Origin of the sequence: Campylobacter sp. CH278 (assembly GCF_004378845.1) — a bacterium.
Taxonomy (GTDB): domain Bacteria; phylum Campylobacterota; class Campylobacteria; order Campylobacterales; family Campylobacteraceae; genus Campylobacter_D; species Campylobacter_D jejuni.
Genome location: NZ_RYXZ01000001.1, coordinates 261,975 through 281,546 on the forward strand (window position 1 = coordinate 261,975; position 19,572 = coordinate 281,546).

20 protein-coding genes are annotated in these 19,572 nt (G+C 31.0%); 15 read left to right on the forward strand and 5 right to left on the reverse strand.

Annotated elements, in window-relative coordinates; translation table 11 throughout:
* Nucleotides 1-3 precede the first annotated feature (3 nt).
* The 11 genes from ELQ04_RS01325 (at nucleotide 4) to ELQ04_RS01375 (ending at nucleotide 8,893) form a co-directional block, all read left to right on the forward strand.
* Entirely contained in the window at nucleotides 4-705 is a 702-nt protein-coding gene (locus ELQ04_RS01325) for an NAD-dependent deacetylase (RefSeq protein WP_002936643.1), read from the forward strand.
* Complete coding sequence (locus tag ELQ04_RS01330; protein ID WP_002861777.1) at nucleotides 698-1,297, forward strand: LysE family translocator; 600 nt, start codon at nucleotides 698-700, stop codon at nucleotides 1,295-1,297. The genes ELQ04_RS01325 and ELQ04_RS01330 overlap by 8 nt, the downstream gene beginning before the upstream one ends.
* Nucleotides 1,298-1,300: 3 nt before the next feature.
* Nucleotides 1,301-2,398: a succinyl-diaminopimelate desuccinylase gene (dapE, locus tag ELQ04_RS01335; RefSeq protein WP_002936635.1), complete on the forward strand. Its 1,098-nt coding sequence runs from the start codon at nucleotides 1,301-1,303 to the stop codon at nucleotides 2,396-2,398.
* Between the two features lie 9 nt (nucleotides 2,399-2,407).
* Nucleotides 2,408-2,599: a sulfur carrier protein ThiS gene (gene thiS / locus ELQ04_RS01340; protein WP_002936633.1), complete on the forward strand. Its 192-nt coding sequence runs from the start codon at nucleotides 2,408-2,410 to the stop codon at nucleotides 2,597-2,599.
* On the forward strand, nucleotides 2,596-3,399 hold the full coding sequence (thiF, locus tag ELQ04_RS01345; protein WP_079264648.1) for a thiamine biosynthesis protein ThiF: 804 nt from the start codon (nucleotides 2,596-2,598) through the stop codon (nucleotides 3,397-3,399). Before thiS ends, thiF begins: the two co-directional genes overlap by 4 nt.
* 2 nt (nucleotides 3,400-3,401) lie before the next feature.
* A complete protein-coding gene (locus tag ELQ04_RS01350; RefSeq protein ID WP_002936629.1) occupies nucleotides 3,402-4,178 on the forward strand; it encodes a thiazole synthase in 777 nt (258 codons plus the stop codon).
* A gap of 2 nt (nucleotides 4,179-4,180) precedes the next feature.
* Nucleotides 4,181-5,326 (forward strand): 2-iminoacetate synthase ThiH, encoded by a 1,146-nt coding sequence (gene thiH / locus ELQ04_RS01355; protein WP_002936626.1) that lies wholly within the window; start codon nucleotides 4,181-4,183, stop codon nucleotides 5,324-5,326.
* On the forward strand, nucleotides 5,316-5,921 hold the full coding sequence (locus ELQ04_RS01360) for a thiamine phosphate synthase (RefSeq protein ID WP_002868654.1): 606 nt from the start codon (nucleotides 5,316-5,318) through the stop codon (nucleotides 5,919-5,921). Before thiH ends, ELQ04_RS01360 begins: the two co-directional genes overlap by 11 nt.
* Nucleotides 5,918-6,808: an AraC family transcriptional regulator gene (locus ELQ04_RS01365; RefSeq protein WP_002936623.1), complete on the forward strand. Its 891-nt coding sequence runs from the start codon at nucleotides 5,918-5,920 to the stop codon at nucleotides 6,806-6,808. The genes ELQ04_RS01360 and ELQ04_RS01365 overlap by 4 nt, the downstream gene beginning before the upstream one ends.
* A 62-nt stretch (nucleotides 6,809-6,870) precedes the next feature.
* Nucleotides 6,871-7,722 carry an ATP-binding protein gene (locus ELQ04_RS01370; protein WP_002894502.1) on the forward strand — a complete coding sequence of 284 codons (852 nt, stop codon included), beginning with the start codon at nucleotides 6,871-6,873 and terminating at the stop codon, nucleotides 7,720-7,722.
* A gap of 7 nt (nucleotides 7,723-7,729) precedes the next feature.
* Nucleotides 7,730-8,893, forward strand: coding sequence for a CynX/NimT family MFS transporter (locus ELQ04_RS01375; RefSeq protein WP_002894504.1), 1,164 nt, complete (start codon nucleotides 7,730-7,732; stop codon nucleotides 8,891-8,893).
* On the opposite strand, the gene murG is transcribed toward ELQ04_RS01375, so the two are convergent.
* Together murG and ftsW are read right to left on the reverse strand one after the other, a co-directional pair.
* On the reverse strand, nucleotides 8,864-9,892 hold the full coding sequence (gene murG / locus ELQ04_RS01380) for an undecaprenyldiphospho-muramoylpentapeptide beta-N-acetylglucosaminyltransferase (protein ID WP_002936618.1): 1,029 nt from the start codon (nucleotides 9,890-9,892) through the stop codon (nucleotides 8,864-8,866). The genes ELQ04_RS01375 and murG overlap by 30 nt on opposite strands.
* Nucleotides 9,889-11,052 (reverse strand): putative lipid II flippase FtsW, encoded by a 1,164-nt coding sequence (gene ftsW / locus ELQ04_RS01385; protein ID WP_134224423.1) that lies wholly within the window; start codon nucleotides 11,050-11,052, stop codon nucleotides 9,889-9,891. The genes murG and ftsW overlap by 4 nt, the downstream gene beginning before the upstream one ends.
* Nucleotides 11,053-11,191: 139 nt before the next feature.
* On the opposite strand from ftsW, the gene ELQ04_RS01390 reads away from it, so the two are divergent.
* From ELQ04_RS01390 to ELQ04_RS01405, 4 genes are read left to right on the forward strand one after another with little or no spacing between them, the layout of a single operon-like run.
* Complete coding sequence (locus ELQ04_RS01390; RefSeq protein WP_002936606.1) at nucleotides 11,192-12,637, forward strand: acetyl-CoA carboxylase subunit A; 1,446 nt, start codon at nucleotides 11,192-11,194, stop codon at nucleotides 12,635-12,637.
* Nucleotides 12,638-12,640: 3 nt separating this feature from the next.
* Nucleotides 12,641-12,892 carry a hypothetical protein gene (locus tag ELQ04_RS01395; protein ID WP_134224424.1) on the forward strand — a complete coding sequence of 84 codons (252 nt, stop codon included), beginning with the start codon at nucleotides 12,641-12,643 and terminating at the stop codon, nucleotides 12,890-12,892.
* Nucleotides 12,892-13,611: an arginyltransferase gene (locus tag ELQ04_RS01400; RefSeq protein ID WP_002853863.1), complete on the forward strand. Its 720-nt coding sequence runs from the start codon at nucleotides 12,892-12,894 to the stop codon at nucleotides 13,609-13,611. The genes ELQ04_RS01395 and ELQ04_RS01400 overlap by 1 nt, the downstream gene beginning before the upstream one ends.
* Entirely contained in the window at nucleotides 13,612-14,418 is an 807-nt protein-coding gene (locus ELQ04_RS01405) for an adenylosuccinate lyase (protein ID WP_002936599.1), read from the forward strand.
* Nucleotides 14,419-14,440: 22 nt separating this feature from the next.
* Here the strand turns inward: ELQ04_RS01405 and cmeF are convergent, their stop codons facing one another.
* The 3 genes from cmeF to cmeD are packed head-to-tail and all read right to left on the reverse strand — an operon-like array spanning nucleotide 14,441 to nucleotide 19,472.
* Nucleotides 14,441-17,458 carry a multidrug efflux RND transporter permease subunit CmeF gene (cmeF, locus tag ELQ04_RS01410; RefSeq protein ID WP_044778074.1) on the reverse strand — a complete coding sequence of 1,006 codons (3,018 nt, stop codon included), beginning with the start codon at nucleotides 17,456-17,458 and terminating at the stop codon, nucleotides 14,441-14,443.
* 2 nt (nucleotides 17,459-17,460) lie between these two features.
* Nucleotides 17,461-18,201, reverse strand: a complete 741-nt coding sequence (gene cmeE, locus ELQ04_RS01415) for a multidrug efflux RND transporter periplasmic adaptor subunit CmeE (protein ID WP_002861762.1) — start codon at nucleotides 18,199-18,201, stop codon at nucleotides 17,461-17,463.
* Nucleotides 18,198-19,472: a multidrug efflux RND transporter outer membrane subunit CmeD gene (gene cmeD, locus ELQ04_RS01420; RefSeq protein ID WP_002936591.1), complete on the reverse strand. Its 1,275-nt coding sequence runs from the start codon at nucleotides 19,470-19,472 to the stop codon at nucleotides 18,198-18,200. Before cmeD ends, cmeE begins: the two co-directional genes overlap by 4 nt.
* Nucleotides 19,473-19,572 lie beyond the last annotated feature (100 nt).

Here is a 19,572-nt window from a genome sequence, read left to right on the forward strand (position 1 = left end):
GCGATGAAAAACATTATGATATTAAGCGGAGCGGGTTTGTCTGCTCCAAGTGGGCTTAAAACTTTTAGAGACAATGACGGGCTTTGGGAAGAATACGATGTGATGGAGGTTTGCTCTGCAACAGGTTTTAGAAAAAATCCTAAAAAAGTACTTGATTTTTACGATGCAAGAAGGGCGCAACTTCAAAATGTAAAGCCAAATCACGCTCATGAAAAAATCGCACAGTTAAAAGAAAAATGGGGTAAAAACCTTTTTGTCATCACGCAAAATGTAGATGATTTGCTAGAGCGTGCAGGGTGTAAAGATGTGATTCATTTGCATGGCTTTTTGCCTGAACTTCGCTGCTTAAAATGCGAAGAAATTTTTAATATAGGTTATGAAAAAATCACAGATAAACAATGCCCAAAATGCAAAAGTAAGGATTTAAGACACAATATAGTCATGTTTGAAGAGCAAGCTCCTGCTTATGCTACGCTTTATTCTTTGTTAAATCAAACTTCGCTTTTTATCAGCATAGGCACAAGTGGGGCGGTTTTGCCTGTAGGGCGTTATGCTTCAATGTGCGAAAAAAGTATTTTAAATATCTACGAAAAAGATGCGAATTTAGAGCGGTATTTTGATAAAATCTATATAGAAGATATTATAAGCGCTATTGATAAAATCGCACTTGATATAGAAAATTTTATGAAAGATGGTAATGTTTGATTCTTTTTTAAGTGGAGTTTTTTTGGGCTTTGGAGTGAGTGTGCCTTTTGGACCTGTAAATATTTTGATTTTAACTTATGCGCTAAAAGCTTTTAAAAATTCCATAGCTGTAGGACTTGGAGCATTTAGTATAGATATGCTTTATCTTTTTTTGCTTCAATTTGGGCTTTTAAATTTCTTAGACAATGTTATTTTTATGCGTTCTTTGGCGATTTTTGGTTTTTGTTTTTTAACTTATATGGCGTATTTGATGCTAAGAAAAAAGAAAGAAAGCTTAAATTTAGAGCATAAAGAATTTAAAGAAAGTCTTTTGAAAAGTTATATTAAAGGAGCTTTTTTAAATGGTTCAAATCCTTTTGTGATAGGATTTTGGCTTAGTGCTGCAAGTGTGGTTTTAAGCAGCGATCATGCTTATTTGATGACTTTAGGGCTTGTTGTGGCTATACTTTTTTGGGTAAGTGCTTTAGCCTTTGTGGTGGCAAGATATAGTCATGTTTTTAGTGCAAAAGTTGTTTTTATAATCAATATAATTTCAGCTATAATTATAGAGTATTTTGCTCTTAATTTATTATATAAAACTTTCTTAGGATAAAAAATGAATGCAAAAGAATTTTTAATCGAACTTTTAAAATTTAAATCTGTTACGCCAAATGATGATGGAGTTTTAAATTTCATCGCTATGGAACTGAGTGATTTTGAAGCTTTTTTTATAGAAAAAGAAGGCATTAAAAACCTTTTACTCACTAAAAAATTTAAAGATGAAGGCGAGCATTTAGCTTTTGGTGGGCATGTAGATGTGGTGCCTGCAGGCGAGGGTTGGAGTAATAATGCTTTTGTGCCTGTGGAAAAAGAAGGCTTTATTTATGCAAGGGGTGCTCAAGATATGAAAAGCGGAGTAGCAGCCTTTGTGGATGCGGCAAAGAATGCGGATTTTAAAGGAGCAAGACTGAGTCTTATTTTAACAAGTGATGAAGAAGGCGAAGCTATATATGGAACTAAGGCTGTTTTAGAATGGATGCAAGAAAGAGATATGCTACCTGATTATGCTGTGGTTGCCGAGCCAACCTGTGTTAAAAAAATCGGCGATAGTATTAAAATAGGGCGTCGTGGTTCTATCAATGGAAAACTTTTAATCCGTGGAAAACAAGGGCATGTTGCTTATCCTGAAAAATGTATCAATCCTGTGCATGATTTTGCGCCAGTTTTAAAGCTTTTAGCGGGTTTTGATCTTGATCCTGGAAGTGCTGAATTTAGTCCTTCAAAAATCGTTATAACTGATATTCGTGGAGGTATGGGGGTGTGTAATGTTACACCAAATGATTTAAAACTTATGTTTAATGTGCGTAATTCCCCTGATACAAGTTTAGAAGATGTAAAAAGTTATGTAGAAAAAATTTGTCATGGTTTAAACTATGAGTTAGAGCTAAAACAATCAAGTGAAACTTTTTTGACAAATATCGACAATAAAATCGTTCAAAAAATGAATGAAAGCGTTCAAAAAATCACCCATGAAGTACCAGAGCTTAATACCAAAGGCGGTACAAGTGATGCAAGGTATTTTGCAAAATACGGTGTAAAGGTAGTGGAATTTGGGGTTTGTAATGATAGAATTCACGCTATTGATGAAAGGGTAAGTATAGAAGAATTTGAAAAACTTTGTCTTGTTTTTAGGGATTTGGTAGAGAATTTTTAAAGGTTTAGAATGATTATCAATGGAGAAAAATTTGAATTTAAAGAGCTTGGATTTATGGATTTTATCAAAGAAAAAGGCTTGAAAATAGAACTTATCGCTTTAGAATTAAATGGAGAAATTATACCAAAAAGTGAATTTGAAAATTTGATTTTAAAAGAAAACGATAAAGCTGAAATCGTAAGCTTTGTAGGAGGTGGATGATGAGAGTGAAATTTAATGGCAAAGAACTTGATACAGACTTTAAAACAAGTTTGGAATTTTTTGAAAATATCAGCAAAAATGAAAATGATGTATGGATTATCAATGGTTTTGCAACAAAAGAGAATATCGCTTTAAATGAAGATGATGAGCTTTTTTGTATAGAAAGAAATACTTTACCTCCAAAAGATGCACTAGATGCTATGATGAGAGCAAGACACACTCCAAAACTTCACGATAAACTTAAAAATGGGCGCGTGGCGGTGTGTGGTTTAGGCGGACTTGGATCACATATAGCGATAAATTTAGCAAGAAGTGGAGTGGGGTTTTTAAAGCTGATTGATTTTGATGTGATTGAGCCTAGTAATTTGAATCGTCAAGCTTATCGTGTGAGTGATTTGGGTAAATTTAAAACCGAAGCTTTAAAAGAGCAAATTAGCGAGATTAACCCTTATATCAGCGTTGAAATTTGCACTTTAAAAATCGATGAGGATAATTTAAAGTCTTTATTTAAAGATATAGATATAGTTTGCGAAGCTTTTGATAGTGCTATCGCAAAAGCGATGATGGCGCAAAATTTTCATAGATTTTACAAAGATAGTATTTTAATCTGTGCTTCAGGGCTTGCGGGCTATGGTGATAGCAACAGCATACAAACAAGAAAAATTGCTAAAAATTTCTATGTGTGTGGGGATTTGGTAAATGGTGCTAAGGTGGGAAATGGACTTATGGCACCAAGGGTAAATATTTGTGCAGGACATCAAAGCAACCTTGTTTTAGAGCTTTTAGCAAATAAGGAGTAAAAATGCAAGAAAATTTAAAAAATGATAAATTAAAAATAGGCAAATACGAGTTTGATTCAAGATTTATTTTAGGTTCTGGAAAATATTCGCTAGAGCTTATAAAATCAGCTATAGAAGAAGCTAAAGCACAGATTATCACTCTAGCCTTACGCCGTGCAAATACAGGGGAAATTGCTAATATACTTGATTATATCCCTAAAAATATCACACTTTTACCCAACACTTCAGGCGCAAGAAACGCCGATGAAGCTTTACGCATTGCAAGGCTTTCAAGAGAGCTTGGTTGTGGAGAACTTATCAAGATAGAAGTGATAAGCGATAGTAGGTATTTGCTACCTGATAATTATGAAACGATTAAAGCTTGTGAGCTTTTAGCTAAAGAGGGTTTTACGCCCTTACCTTACATGCATGCTGATCTTTACGCAGCTAGAGCTATGCGTGATGCAGGAGCTGCGGCTATCATGCCTTTAGCAGCACCTATTGGAAGTAATAAAGGCTTATGCGCTAAGGAATTTATACAAATTTTGCTTAATGAAATTGATTTGCCTATCATTGTAGATGCGGGTATTGGAAGTCCTGCGCAAGCTTGTGAAGCTATGCAAATGGGAGTAAGTGCGGTGATGGTAAATACGGCTATAGCTGAAGCTAAAAATATAGCCTTGATGGCTAGAGCTTTTTCTTTGGCGGTAAATGCAGGAAGAGCAGCTTTTTTAGCAGGTTTGGCAAGTGTGAGTGAAGCTAAAGCAAGTTCTCCATTAACAGGCTTTTTAAGGGATTGATTATGCAAGATTATATGCAGCATTTACCTCACATGCAGGAAATAAAAAGCGAAATTTTAAATAAGGTTTTAAGTCAAGTTCAAAGCTATGATGAGAGTCAATTTAGCGCTAAAGATGTTAAAAATGCTTTAAATCAAACACATTTAAGTATAGAGCATTTAAAAGCCTTGCTTTCAAGTGCAGCAGAAGATTTCATAGAAGAATTAGCCTTTAAATCCGCTAAAGTCAAGCAAAAATATTTTGGAAATTCTATCTCTCTCTTTACTCCACTTTATTTGTCAAATTATTGTAATTCTAAATGTGTTTATTGTGGTTTTCAAAAAGGTAATAAAATCGCAAGAGCTAAGCTAAGTGAAGCTGAAATTCACGAAGAAATGCAAGCCATTGCTAAAAGTGGTTTAGAGGAAATTTTAATGCTAACAGGCGAGGGTAGGGAGTTTGCAAGTGTAGAATATATAGCAAATGCTTGTAAGATAGCTAGAGAGTATTTTAAGGTTGTGGGCGTTGAAATTTATCCTATGAATGAAGATGAATATAAAATTTTGCATGAAAAGGGTTGTGATTATGTGACTGTTTTTCAAGAAACTTACAATCCTTTAAAATATTCTAAAATTCATTTAGCTGGCGAAAAACGCATTTTTCCTTATCGCTTTAATGCTCAAGAAAGAGCTTTAAAAGCAGGTATGCGTGGAGTGGCTTTTGGGGCGCTTTTAGGCATAGATGATTTTAGAAAAGATGCCCTTGCTACGGCACTTCATGCGCATTTTTTACAACAAGCTTATCCTCATGCTGAAATTTCTATTTCAGTACCACGTTTAAGGCCTATTATCAATAATGCTAAAATCCATCCTAAAGATGTGAGTGAAAAACGCCTTTTGCAAGTACTTTGTGCTTATAGACTCTTTTTGCCTTTTGCGGGCATTACCATTTCAAGTCGTGAAAGAATAGGCTTTAGAGATGAGGTTATCAAGCTTGGTGCTACCAAAATAAGTGCAGGAGTAAGCGTGGGTATAGGTGAGCATAAGGGTGAGAAAAAGGGCGATGAGCAGTTTGAAATTTCAGATGATAGAAGCGTGGATGAAATTTTAGCTATGCTTAAAAGATCCAATTTACAAGCTGTGATGAGTGATAGTATCTATGTGGGATAAAAAAATCATCGCTATAAGCGATAGAAAATGTGTAGAGATAGACTTTTTAAAGCAGATTGAAAAACTTGCTAAGGCTAAGGTAGATGCTATAGTTTTAAGAGAAAAAGATTTAAGCGAATTTGAGTATTATGATTTAGCAAAAGAAGTTTTAAGCATTTGCGCAAAGCAAAAAGTGACTTGTTTTTTGCATTTTTTTGATAGGGAGTGTTTAAAATTGGGGCATCGTTATTTTCACGCACCGCTTTCTTTGCTAAGAAAAGAGCCTAAATTAATAAAATATTTTCATATACTTGGCACTTCAGTCCATAGTAAAGAAGAGCTTTTAGAGGCGATGAGTTATAAGGTAAATTATGCTTTTGTAGGGCATATTTTTGAAAGTTCTTGCAAGGTGGGTTTAGAGCCTAAAGGGATTGATTTTTTAAAATCCTTGCTTGAATTTAGTCAAATTCCACTTTATGCTATAGGCGGTATCAATGCTCAAAATATAGAAAATTTTAAAGATATAAATATAGCAGGCGTTTGTATGCGTGAAATTTTAATGAAAGAAAAAGATCTTAAAAAGTATCTTTTAGAATGTAGGCAAAATTTACGATGAATAAAATTCTTTCTTTACCAGAAGATTTAAGGCAATTAAAAGGTGTCAATTATAAAAAAATTAAATCTTGCACTTTTGCTAAATATACACAAACGGATACTTCGCATTCTACTTTTGTTAATGTAGGAAGTCATCTTTTAACTTTTGTTCGCAAAGGATATAAAATTTTACATACTGCATCAAAAGATTATAAGATTAACTCTTATGAAACTTTGTTTTTAAAAGCTGGGAGCTATACTTTAAGCAATGTAGGACTTAGCAAAGGAGTTTATGAAGCTTATTTATTTTTTTTTGACAATGCATTTTTAATTGAACTTATTTATAAGTATAAAGATTTTTTTAAACTAGATCAAAAGTTTCAAAACTATGAAATTTTTTGGGTAAAAAATGATAAGATTTTGCAAGGAATTTTGGAAAGTTTTTCACCGCATTTTGAAGAAAATACGCAAATTTTAGATCCTATAGTGAGTTTGAAATTTGAAGAGATTTTTTTACATTTACTTTTAAATAAGAATATTTATTTTATTAGTTTTTTATCAGGAATTTTAAAAGAATTTCGCCTTGATCTTTCCCAACTTTTTGAGTATTGCGGTAGAGAATTTTTAAGCGTAAATGAAATGTCTAATTTTGCGAAATTAGATTTAGCAACTTTTTCTAAAGAATTTAAGAAATGTTTTGGACAAAGTCCTAAAAAATGGTTAGATGAAAAAAGGTTGCAAAAAGCAAAGATTTTACTTAAATTTTCTAAAAAAAATATCAATGAAATAGCTAATGAGTGCGCTTTTTCTTCGGTAGCTTGGTTTATTGAAAGATTTAAAGAGAAATATGAGCAAACTCCTAAGCAATATCAAAAGACAAAAAACTTGTATTTTTTATCAAAAAACTAGCACATTTTTTTTATCCAAATAAATATAATTCAATGAAAATATTTTTAAATAAAGGAGAAAATATGAAAAAATATGTTTTAAGTTTAGCGCTTCTTGGAAGTTTGCTTGGTGCAAGTGAATTAAAATATCAAGAATTTGATGGTTTTAAAAGCCCTGAAAGTATTTTTGTAGATAAAAACTATGTTTATATATCTAATGTAGGAGAAAAACTTGAACCTTTGGCGAAAGATAATGATGGATTTATTTCTAAGCTTGATAAAAATGGCAAAGTGCTAGAATATAAATTTTTAACCCATCTTAATGCACCAAAAGGCATGATGGAGATTGGAAAAACTCTTTATGTGGTAGATATCGATGTTTTACGCGGTTTTGATCTTAAAACTAAAAAAGAAATTTTTAATTTACCTATTAAAGGTGCAATCTTTTTAAATGACATAGAAAAATTAGACGACAATACGCTTTTGGTTAGCGATACTGGCACAGGACTTATTTTAAAGGTTGATTTAAAAACTAAGCAATATGATGAATTATTAAAACTTGATTTAGCAAAATTTGGCGGTCCAAATGGGTTATATCTAGATAGAAAAAAACATAAGCTTTTTATAGCTGGTTATCATCCTGATGGTGTAAGTGGCGGTGTTGTAATGGCTTATGATTTAAATACAAAAGAACTCAGTATAATTAAAAATGAAAAAGAATCTTATGATGGAATAGTTCCTTATAAAGATGGTTTATTGGTAAGTTCTTGGGGAAATAATCTAAATGGATATATTTATAATTTAGATAATGTTAAATCTGTAAAACTTGAACTTCCTTTGATGAAAGGTCCTGCAGATATATTTATTGAAGGTAATATTTTATGGATTCCTAAGATGGCAGAAGGTAAAATATTCAAAGTAGAACTTAACAAATAAGGCTTTTATGGCTTCTTTTAAAAAGATATTTTGGATTAATGTTATTATTGTTATTATTGTAGCTTTTAATCTTAGAGCCCCAATTACTGCAGTGGGGCCTATTATTGATATTATTAAAGATAAGTATTATTTAAACTCAACCGTAGCGGGCATACTTACAAGTCTTCCTTTGATAGCTTTTGGAAGTATTTCTTTTATTGTGGGGTATTTTTCTCCTATTCGTGCTATTGTTTTTGGAATTTTTTTAATTTTTTTAGGCGAAATTATTCGTTCTTATTTTGGTGTATATGGCTTATTTTTAGGAATGTTAGCAATGGGCTGTGGTATTGCAATTGCAAATGTTTTACTTCCTAGTTTTATTAAAGAAAAATTTCCAAAAAAAATGGCAAGTATAATGGGAATTTATAGTCTTGTTTTGAGTATTTCTTCGATTATGGGTATTGCTTTAGCTATACCTTTGCTTAGTGTATTTGATTTAGCTGGAGCTATGTTTTTCTGGGCTATTTTTTCTTTTATAGCTTTAGTAGTTTACTATCCTCAAGCTAAAAATGGTAGATTTTTTCGCATTAAGAAAAAAGCTCATAAAAAAATCAATCTTTTTACAAATTTAACAACTTGGAAAATTACTCTTTTTATGGGATTTCAAAGTTTTTTAGCTTATTCTTTGTTTTTTTGGTATGTTCAAATTGTTGTAGAAAAAGGATTTGATAAAGAATTTTCTACAAGTATGGTTTTATTTGCTCAACTTGTTGCAGCTCCAGTGTCTCTTTTTGGCCCTTTACTTTTAGGAAAATTAAGACAAAATTTACATACTTTTTACATAGCAGGTTTGTGCAGTATGTATGTGATCGCTTTTGGTATGCTCTTTATTTTTGATAGCAAAATTTCTATTATTATTAGTGCTTTTATCATGGGTTTTCCATGGGGTGGAGTTTTTGGCATTGCGTTGCTTTTTATTGCACAAAAAAGCTCTAATGCTCAAATAGCAGCGAGACTTTCTGCTTTAGCTCAGGGTTTTGGATATTTAATTGCAGCACAAGGACAATGGATTATAGGTTTTTTGCATGATAAATTTGAAAATTTTTCATTTGCTATTTTGATGTTAGTTTTTGTTGGAATTTTAGTAAATATCTTTGGATATTTATCTTATAAAAGTCAAATTATCAAATAAAGCTTTTTGGATTAGCATATCTGCGCCGTTTTTTTGGGTTATATTTTGCAATCTTGTAGAAATATTTTCTAGATTTAGTTTTAATATTGACTTAAAAAATTCATCAAGATTAATAGAGTTTTGCATAAAAATTTGACATAAAGCTTGATCTTGTAAAAATTTAGCATTAAAGTATTGATGATTTTTAGCTGCATAAGGATAAGGTATAAAAATAGTAGGTAAAGTATTAGCGCAAAGTTCAAAAAGAGTACTTGCACCTGCTCTTGATATAGCTAGATCTGCATTTTTCATTTTTTCTTCCAAATTTAAACTAAAATCAAAAATATCAGCTTGGATATTTAAGCTTTGATAATGTTTTTTGCACTTTTCAAAATCATTTTTTCCACATTGATGGATGATTTTGATATTTTGTTCTTGAAGTTTTGGTGCTAAATTTAAAGCTAGTTCGTTGATAAATTGAGCTCCTTGTGATCCTCCTAGGAAAATAATATTTTTTAATTCTTTGCGAATCCTAGCATTATCAAAAAATTTATCTGCTACAGGATAAGGGCTAATTTCTTTTTCAAAGGCGCTAAAAAATTTTGTAGCGAAAGGTTTTAAAAGCATATTTAAAGAGCCGCTTTTTGAATTTTGTTCATGTATAAAAAGAGGCAAATGTGAGAATAAAGCTGCAAAAGATGCAGGAGCTGCACTATATCCACCTACACTAAAAACGGCTTGGATGTGGTATTTTTTAAAAATTTCTCTACAATCTTTGGAGAGTTTTAAGGTGTGGAGTAAAGAACTGATTTTGCCAAATTTGCTTTGATTAATCACTCCTTTAGAGCTTAAAAAAAATTTTTCCTTAAAGCGTACTTCATTTTCAAACCAAGCTTTATCTTGACCATTTTGACTGCCTATGTATACACATTCTATATTTTTTTTAATCGCACTTTCTAATAAGCAACGCACTATGGCCAAATGTCCTCCAGTTCCACCACCTGTTAAAGCTATTGTCATAATTTAACCTTTTTTGAAATCATTAATACATATCCTATGCCTATACAAATTGCCCACATTGAACTTCCTCCATAGCTTAAAAGTGGAACCGCTACACCTTTTAGTGGAGTAAGAGAAATAATACCAAAAGCATTCATAAAGAAAGAAAAAAGTAAAAGTAAAGCTATACCTGAACAGAAAATAAAATCTTGTTTAGCTTCACATCTTCCTGCAATTCTAAAAATTCTTAAAATCATCCAAAGATAAATATAGCAAATAACTCCAAGACCTAAGAGTCCTATTTCTTCAGTAATTCCTGAAAGAACAAAGTCAGTATGCACTTCACTTAAAAAGCCTAATTTAAAAGTTCCAAGTCCTAGGCCTTCGCCAAACATTCCTCCATGGGCTATAGCATTTAAAGAGTGTGAAATTTGATAAGGCTCGCTATTGCTGCTTACTCTTAAAGCATTTGCCAGCCAATCAGGAAGCATAGGTAAAAAAGCATCTTGTATATTCCCCCACCAAGAAGCGATTCTTTGAATTCTCCTTTGGTTGCTAAAAATTACCATTATACCTATCATCATAATGATTAAAGTTCCAAAAGCAAAAAGCCTTTTACTAGCTCCTGCAAAAAAAGCTAAAGCTAGAATCAAAAAGAAAGAAATTACGCTTTGTCCTAAATCGTTTTGAGTGATATAAATATATCCTATAACTATAGAAGCTAAGATACAATAAGGCAGAAGAATTAAAGCCTCGTATCTGATAGCTTTTTTGCTATCATCAATACGCCTTGTATAGCTCCATGCTAAAAAATAAATCAATCCTATTTTAAAAAATTCCACAGGAGAGATAGAGAGTGGGCCTAAGCGTATCCAGCGTTTAGCTCCTCCGCTAGCTGTTGCTAATACAGAAGGTAAAAATGGCAAAATGATGATAAATATAAAAGAAATAATCAAAATAGCTAAAATAATTTTTTTAGAAAGTGCTTTATCAGGATCCAATCGAGAAATAAAAAACATTATAAGTATGCCACTAATTCCAAAAAAAAGCTGACGAATAAAAAAATGAAACTCGCTATAGTCAAGAAAAAGAACAGTAAAAGCTGTAAGAGAGTATGAAAATACTATTCCTATGGTGATTAAAATACAACTTAAATAAAATAATCTTTTATCAGCAACCATTATAATTATAACTTTTCTTTATTGGAATTAAAATTTTAAAAAGTTTTATTATAACTAAAATAAATTAATTTTTTTGCTAAGTTTTTGTAAGGAAAATTTGCTAAAATTAACAATAAAAATATAACAAAAAAGGCAAATTATGAATCAAATCCATAAAATTCTCATAGCAAATAGAGCTGAAATAGCTGTTAGGGTAATCCGTGCTTGTAGAGATTTACATATTAAAAGTGTTGCAGTTTTTACAGAGCCTGATCGTGAATGTTTGCATGTAAAAATCGCAGATGAGGCTTATCGCATAGGAACAGATGCTATAAGAGGATATTTAGATGTTGCTCGTATTGTTGAGATTGCTAAGGCTTGTGGTGCTGATGCGATCCATCCTGGTTATGGATTTTTAAGTGAGAATTATGAATTTGCTAAGGCTTGTGAAGATGCTGGAATTATTTTTATAGGTCCAAAATCTGAAGTAATCCATAAGATGGGAAATAAAAATATCGCTCGTAAGTTAATGGCTAAAAATGGCATACCTATTGTTCCAGGGACTGAAAAATTAAATTCTTATAGCATGGAAGAAATTAAAATTTTTGCTGAGAAGATTGGCTATCCTGTTATTTTAAAAGCTTCAGGTGGTGGAGGTGGACGTGGAATTCGCGTTGTTCATAAAGAACAAGATCTTGAAAATGCTTTTGAATCTTGCAAAAGAGAAGCTTTAACATACTTTAATAATGATGAAGTATTTATGGAAAAATATGTAGTTAATCCTAGGCATATAGAATTTCAAATTTTAGGAGATAACTATGGAAATATTATCCATCTTTGTGAAAGGGATTGTTCTATCCAAAGAAGACATCAAAAGGTAATTGAGATAGCACCTTGCCCTGGAATTTCAGATAATCTTAGAAAAACCATGGGTGTTACAGCTGTGGCAGCTGCTAAGGCTGTAGGTTATACAAATGCTGGAACTATAGAGTTTTTGCTCGATGATTATAATCGTTTTTATTTTATGGAAATGAATACAAGAATTCAAGTTGAGCATCCAATTACTGAAGAAATTACAGGTATTGATCTTATTGTAAGACAAATTCGTATTGCAGCAGGAGAAATTTTGGACTTAGAACAAAGCGATATTAAACCTAGGGGTTTTGCTATTGAAGCTAGAATTACTGCTGAAAATGTATGGAAAAATTTTATTCCAAGTCCTGGAAAAATAGGAGAATACTACCCAGCTCTTGGACCATCTGTTAGGGTTGATAGTCATATTTATAAAGACTATATTGTACCGCCTTATTATGATTCCATGCTTGCAAAGCTTATTATTAAAGCAACAAGTTATGATTTAGCGGTTAATAAACTTGAGCGTGCTTTGAAGGAATTTGTGATTGATGATATTAGAACAACAATACCATTTTTAATTGCCATTACAAAAACAAGAGAATTTAGAAGGGGGTATTTAGACACCTCTTTCATAGAAACACATATGCAAGAATTATTAGAAAAAACAGAAGATCGTCATCAAGAAAATAAAGAAGAAGTTATAGCTGCAATAGCTGCTACGCTTAAAAAAATACGAGAAAGTAGAGAATAATAGATGGATTTTTTAGACAGTCTTAAAAGTATTAAAAAAGAAATGCAAGCTAACACCAATACTCCAAAATTATCGGAGAAATCAAGCAAGAGTGGTGCAAGTGTAAAAAATTTAGAAAAACTAGCTAAAGATATTCGCGAAAAAAATCAAGAAACAAACATAGATAAGGAAATGCAAGAAATTTTCTTAAAGCAAGAAAAACTACAGGATGAATTTTCCGAATTTATCAAAAATGCAGATATTAAGAAAATTTAATGCTTGAGATTGGTTTTTGTACTCTTGAAGATCAGTGTCCTTACTTAAAAGATAAACGCTCAAGAATAGAGTATAAATACATTGAAAATTGCCCTAAAGAAATCAATAATGAGCTAATAAAACGAGGTTGGCGTCGTTTTGGTAGGTATTTTTCACGTCCTATTTGTAAAGATTGTGATGAATGTTTAAGTCTTAGAATTTTAGTTAATGAATATAATTTTTCAAGAAGTGAAAGAAGGGTTGTAAATAAAAATATTAACACCAAAGTTATACTTAGAACACCCAATTTAAGCAATGAACATTTGTTTTTATATGATAAATACCATCGTTTTATGGAAGAAAAAAAGAACTGGAAGCGTTATGATTTAAGCTTTAAACAGTATTATAATCTTTATGTCGATGGTTTTATGAATTTTGGATATGAGCTTGCATTTTATATAGAAGATAAGCTCGTTTGTGTTGATTTGATTGATATTTTAGAGGATGGAATTTCAAGCATTTATTGTTTTTATGATCCTGATTTTTCGTATTTTTCTTTGGGTAAATTTTCTTTGCTCAATGAAATACAAATAGCTAAAAAAATGAACTTAGATTATATTTATCTTGGGTATTTTGTAAAAAAGTGTCAATCTTTATCTTATAAAGCCGATTATACACCCAATGAAATTTTAAAAGGCACTAAAGAGCTTTTTGAAAATGAGGTTTTATGGGAGAAATAGATGCAAATCGTGCAAACTTTAGAAACTATCAATGTTAATACAGATGATATTAGCGTATTTCAGTATTTTAAAGACTTGATTACCAAAAATTTCACAAAGGTCATAGGACGAAAAAATAAAATTTTTTCTTTTTTTGAAGAAAATGAAATTCCTCAGCGCCGTTATTTCTTAAAAGTTTTAGATCAAAAATATCGCAAAAGCACAAATGAAAGTATAGAGAATTTACAAGATGCTCATTTTAAAACTTTTAGATTAAATTTTGAGCAAAATAATATGCTTAAGCCTATGTTGTTTATCAAGATTGATTTTGCTGCGGGTAGAATTTTGATGAAGTTAAGCTCTAATGAAAAATTATTTGTTACTTATATAAGAAATTATTTTCAAGATCATAATATAGAATATAATGAAATGACAAATATTCTAATTTTAGAATATAAAAACGAGAATACCCTTGAACTTTTTGAAGCTTTTGCAGATGAGAGCGAGCATTTAAAATATTGCGTGAATTTTGAAGTTGACCGTGAAGAGTATAAAAAATTTCGCCAAAATATTCACAATAAAGAAAATATGAAATGGAAATTTAATGCTTTAGCTAAGCTTTTTAGTAATTATTTTAATACTTTAGAATGTACTCCGCAAAATGATCTTAGTGAAATTAGACAAAAATATTTGATTTTGGTAAAACTTTATCATCCTGATTTTCATCAAGGAAAAAGTGCAATAGAAAAAGCTTACGCAAGAGAGCAGTTTGAAAAAATACAAATTGCCTATGATAACTTAAAAGCACTTTATAAGAATAATACTTAAAAAATTAAATTAATCATTTTGGTTAATTTAATTTTTCTCTCTCATAAATTTTTCTTAATTTGCTATCTAGTTTAAAACAAAATTTAAAAAGCGCAGGAACTACGAGTAAGGTAAGTAAAGTCGAACTTATAAGCCCAAAGATAATGGCTATTGCCATAGGAGAATTAGCTTCATAGCCTGCACCCCTTGAAAGAGCAAGTGGGAGCATAGCAAAAATCATAGCAAAAGTTGTCATCAATATAGCCCTTAAGCGTGATTTTCCAGCGATTAAAAGAGCTTTATCAGGATCTAAACCTTCATGGCATTTTTTATTAGCTACATCTACGAGTAAAATAGCATTTTTCCCCACCATACCAAAAAGTAAGATGATGGCAATAAGTACAAAAAGTGAAAAATTATGCCCTGTGATAAAAAGCCCTATAGAAGCTCCGCCAAAGGCTAAAGGCATGGTTATCATGATGATTAAAGGCAGAATAAAACTTTCATAAAGTGCGGCTAAAACAAGATAAATTAAAACAAAAGCAAGTACTACTGCTATAGCAAAACCTTGCACGGTTTCACCTAAAAGATTGATAAAGCCTGAAAAAGCATAGCTAAGACTTGGATTGTTATTTAAAATTTTATCCATATTATCTAGTAAAAGTTTTTGCACCGCTCCTAAGGAAAGATCATTCACTCCAGCTGTGATTTTCACAGAGCGGTTTTTATTGTAACGATTGATAGTTTTTAAATCTTTGCTGTATATAAAATCCACCACGCTTGAAAGTTCTAAATTTATACCTTGGTTGTTTTTAATGCTAATGCGTTTTAAAGCTTCTATGTCTTTTTTAAATTCTGGAGCAAAACTTAGGATAATATCATCTTTTGAATTGCCTCTATCCATACTTCCTACGCTAAGTTGCGAGAAAGAATACCCTAAAACCCCAGCGATATATTCAGGATTGACATCTAAAAGTTTGGCTTTTTCTTTGTTGATGTGTAAGGCTACTTCATCTTTTGTAGCATTAGCATTATCGCTTATATCTACAATGCGTGCATTAGTGCCTAAAATTTCTTTTGCCCGAGAAGCAGCTTCTTTTAGAGTGTTTAAATCATCTCCTAAGATTAAAAATTGCACGGGATCATCAATGCCTGCACCCTCTATCTTTGGAAGTTCTAAAATTTTGATTTTTAAACTTTCATCTTGAAATTTTTGACGATATAAACTTACTATGGCACTTTGTCTTAAATTTCTTTCGTCTAAATTTTTAAGTTTAACATAAATTTTAGCCTTTGTAGCATCTTTAGCATCATCATAGCCTACAAGTAAAAAAGCGTATTTGACATTGCTATCATTTTTGATTTTTTCAAGCAAATTTAAACTTTTTTCTTTCATGGCTTCTAAACTTAAATCCTTTTTACTTTCAAGCAAAACTTGAATTTCACTATCATCTTCCATAGGTAAAAAATCAAGCCCTATACGAGTAGCTAAAGCAAAAGAAAGCCCTACAAAAACAAGAGTGGCTAGGATAAATTTTGCTTTATTTTGTAAAATTTTATAGAGTAAATTTTCATACTTTTGTTCTATTTTTTCAAAAAAAGCTTCTGTTTTTTTATAAAACTTGCTTTCTTTTGGATTTAAAAATCTTGCTCCAACACTAGGTATTAAAAATACAGAAACCAAAAAGCTTATAACTATCCCACTTGCAACGCTTATGCCCAAGGCATTGAAAAAAAGCCCTGATATAGAGTTCATATAAGAAATAGGGATAAAAACACAAAGTAAAACTATACTTATGCTTAAAACGCTAAAACCTATTTCATTAATACCTAAAAAAGCAGCTTGTAAAGGCGGATAAGTTTTTAGTTTTTTGGCAATATTTTCAATCACTACTATAGCATCATCGATAAAAATTCCTATGCTTAAGGTTAAAGCTATAAAAGTTAAGCGGTTTAAATCATAGCCTAAAAGATCGATAATAAAAAAAGTTGAAATGATAGAAGTAGGTATAGCTATGCAAGCAATGAGAGTTGCACTTAAATTTCTTAAAAATAAAAATACGATAACAAGGGTTAGAAAAATCCCCAAAACCATATCAAAAATCACTTGAGAAAGGTGCTTGTGGATATTTAAGCTTTTATCATAAAGCACATTAATGCTTATATCTTTTGGAATTTGTTTTTCTAAAATAGGCAAGGCATTTTTGACATTTTTAATCATTTCAAGGGTATTATAATTTGTGATTTTTCCGAGTTCTAAAAGCACCCCTTCTTTACCTTCATATAAAGCACTTTGTTTTTCATCTTCATAAAGGCTTGAAATATTAGCAATATCGCTTAAAAATACCCCTGTTTTTATGCGAAGATTGCTAAGTTCTTCTAAATTTGTGGCTTCAAAATAGCCTTTGATGATATAGTTATCTTGATTGTTATTAAGTTCGCCAAGGGCTTGTTTAAAATTTTGACTTTTGATAATGTTTGCTACATCAAGGGCGTTAAGATTGTATTTTCTAAGTTCATTTGGTTTTAATTCTATGCGAATTTGGGGTTCTAAAAACCCCTTAGCTTCGATTTTACCTACTCCTTCAACTCTTTGCAAAAAAGGCTTTATTTTATCATTGATTTCACGCATGAGTTGTAATTTATCTTTAGAATATAAAAAAAGCGAAATAGCAGAACCAGAATCTGAACTGATTTTTTCAATTTCAGGCTTAGAAGGTAGGCTTAAAGTTCCTATTTTATCACGCACATCATTGGCAGCTACTTCAAGATTTTTACCTAGTTTAAACTCGACTACACTCACACTAAAATTATCATACGCAGCTGAGGTTATGGTCTTTACTCCATCGATTTCACTTAGAGCATTTTCTATTTCTTTGGTGATTTTTGATTCTACGAAATTTAAATCCCCATTTACCTTGCTTGTGATTTTTATAAGAGGTATGGAAACATTAGGAAATAAATTTACACTCATGCTAAAAGCAGAGATTAGCCCAAAAATCATAAGAGCTAAGAAAAACATTAGCACGGTAATTGGTCGGTTTATGGCTAGTTTAAACATTTTTAATCTTTAGTGATGATTCTACCTTCGCCAAAAAGCCCTGGTGTTAAATTTGTAGTTTGCACTTCAGCATAAATTTTTCTTGTTTTTACTTCTATACTTGGATAGATAAGGCTGATTTTTCCTTTAAATTCTGTACCATTTTGATCGATTTTATAAAAGAAATCATCGCCTAATTTAACCTTATCTTTGTATTTTTCATCAAAACTTAAAATCAGTTTGCTTTGTGGATAGGAAAAAATTTCTATTAAAGGTTGAGCTACTCCTCCTACTCCTTCGCCAACTTGTATAAATTTATTTGCGATGATAGCATCATAAGGTGCGCGCAATTCTTTTTTTGTCATGATATTTTTATAATAAGCTATATTGATTTTTGCTTTGTTTAAATTTAAATTAGCAGCATCAAACTTAGCTTTCATATCTTCATAGCTTTGTTTGTCTATAACATTTTCTACAGCTTTGATTTTTTGCATTTTGCTTTTGGTATTTTCGTATTCTACAAGGGCAAGTTGATAAGAATTTTGGGCATTTTGAAGAGCTATTTTTTCACTTTCTTGATCAAGAGCAAGTAAAAGTTCTCCTTTGCTGACTTTTTGTCCAATTTCTACAGGAATTTTTTGAACTAAACCTATGCTTTCAAGGGCAAGTTTGCTTTGTTTTGATGCTTCTACATTGAAACTTGCGTAAATTTCTTCGCCAAAGGCGCAATTAAAAGCAAGAAGTAAAAATAGAATTTTTTTCATTCTTTAACCTTTGAATTAAGATCTATACCCGCATTAAAATAATAATTTGCTTTAGTAATTTCAAATTCATTTTTAGCAAGCTCTAAATCGCTTTGTGCTTTAAATTTAGCCTCTAAAGCTTGAAGATATTCCACATAAGAAACAAGTCCTGCTTGGTATTTTTTATCTACGCTTTCAAAAGCCAAATTTGCAGCATTTAAGCTAATATTAAGAGCTAAAATTTGTTCTTGTAAAACTTTTAAACTTTTGTCTAAATAATTTAATTCTTCTTTATTTTTTCTCTCACTAAATCTTGCGTTTGCATTGGCTATTTGAACGTTTAAACGCTCTTTTTCAACTTCTTTAGCCCTTGCATTGAAATCAAAAATTTTCCATTCCATACCTAAAATAAACTGATTACCTTGAGAATATTTTTCTAAGAATTGATCTGCTAAGTTTACAAAAGGAGCTGGAACTTTTGGATTATAATTGTTTTTATAAAAATTAAAATTATCTTGAATATAAAATTTTGGAAAATATTCAGCTTTTGCTAAATTTACACTTTCTTTAGCAAGATTGATTTGTTCTTTAGCTATCATTACTTCATAGTTTTGACTTTTTTCTTGTTGCGGATTTTCTAAAAAAGCATTCCCTTGCACTTTAAAATCTGTATTGCTTAAAATTTTAATCTCTTTTTGTATATTGGCAAGTTTTAATTCATTTTGACTGAGCTCTAATAAGCTTAAATGATATTTGGCTTTAATGCTTTCAAGTTCATCTTTAGGGCTAAGTCCTGCATCGTAAAATTTTTGCAATCTTTCAAAAGTTGATTTTAAAAAAGCTACTTTTTGTTGATTGGCTAGTAAAATTTTTTCAAGACTTAGGGTGTTAAAATAAAGTGTGATTGCATTTAAGGCAAGGTAATTTTTGCTTTGTTCTTTGTCTAAAAGGCTTAATTTTTCTTTGCTTTCTAAAGCCCTTAAATTGGCCTCTCTAGCACCCCCATCAAAAAGCAAAAAATTAAGAGAAACTTTAGCAAATAAACTTTCTTGTGGATCGATAATGAAGCGATCTTTATTGTTGGCTACATAAGCTGAGTTTAGACTAAGAGAGGGTAGGTAATTTCTAAAAGCTTGTTCTTTGTCCAAATTTGCTTGTTCGCTTTGCATTTGTTTAATGAGATAGGACTCATTATTTTGACTTAGTGCTATAAATTCGTGCAAATTAGAAGCTAACATTGCTAAGGGATAAAGAGCTAAAAACATAGCTGATTTTAAATATTTTTCAAACATTTGATATTTTAGTATGCTTTATATAAATTTCAATTGAAGTTTTTTATATAAAATAAAATTTATTTGTTTTAAACATAAATTTTGTTAAAATCCTAGCTTT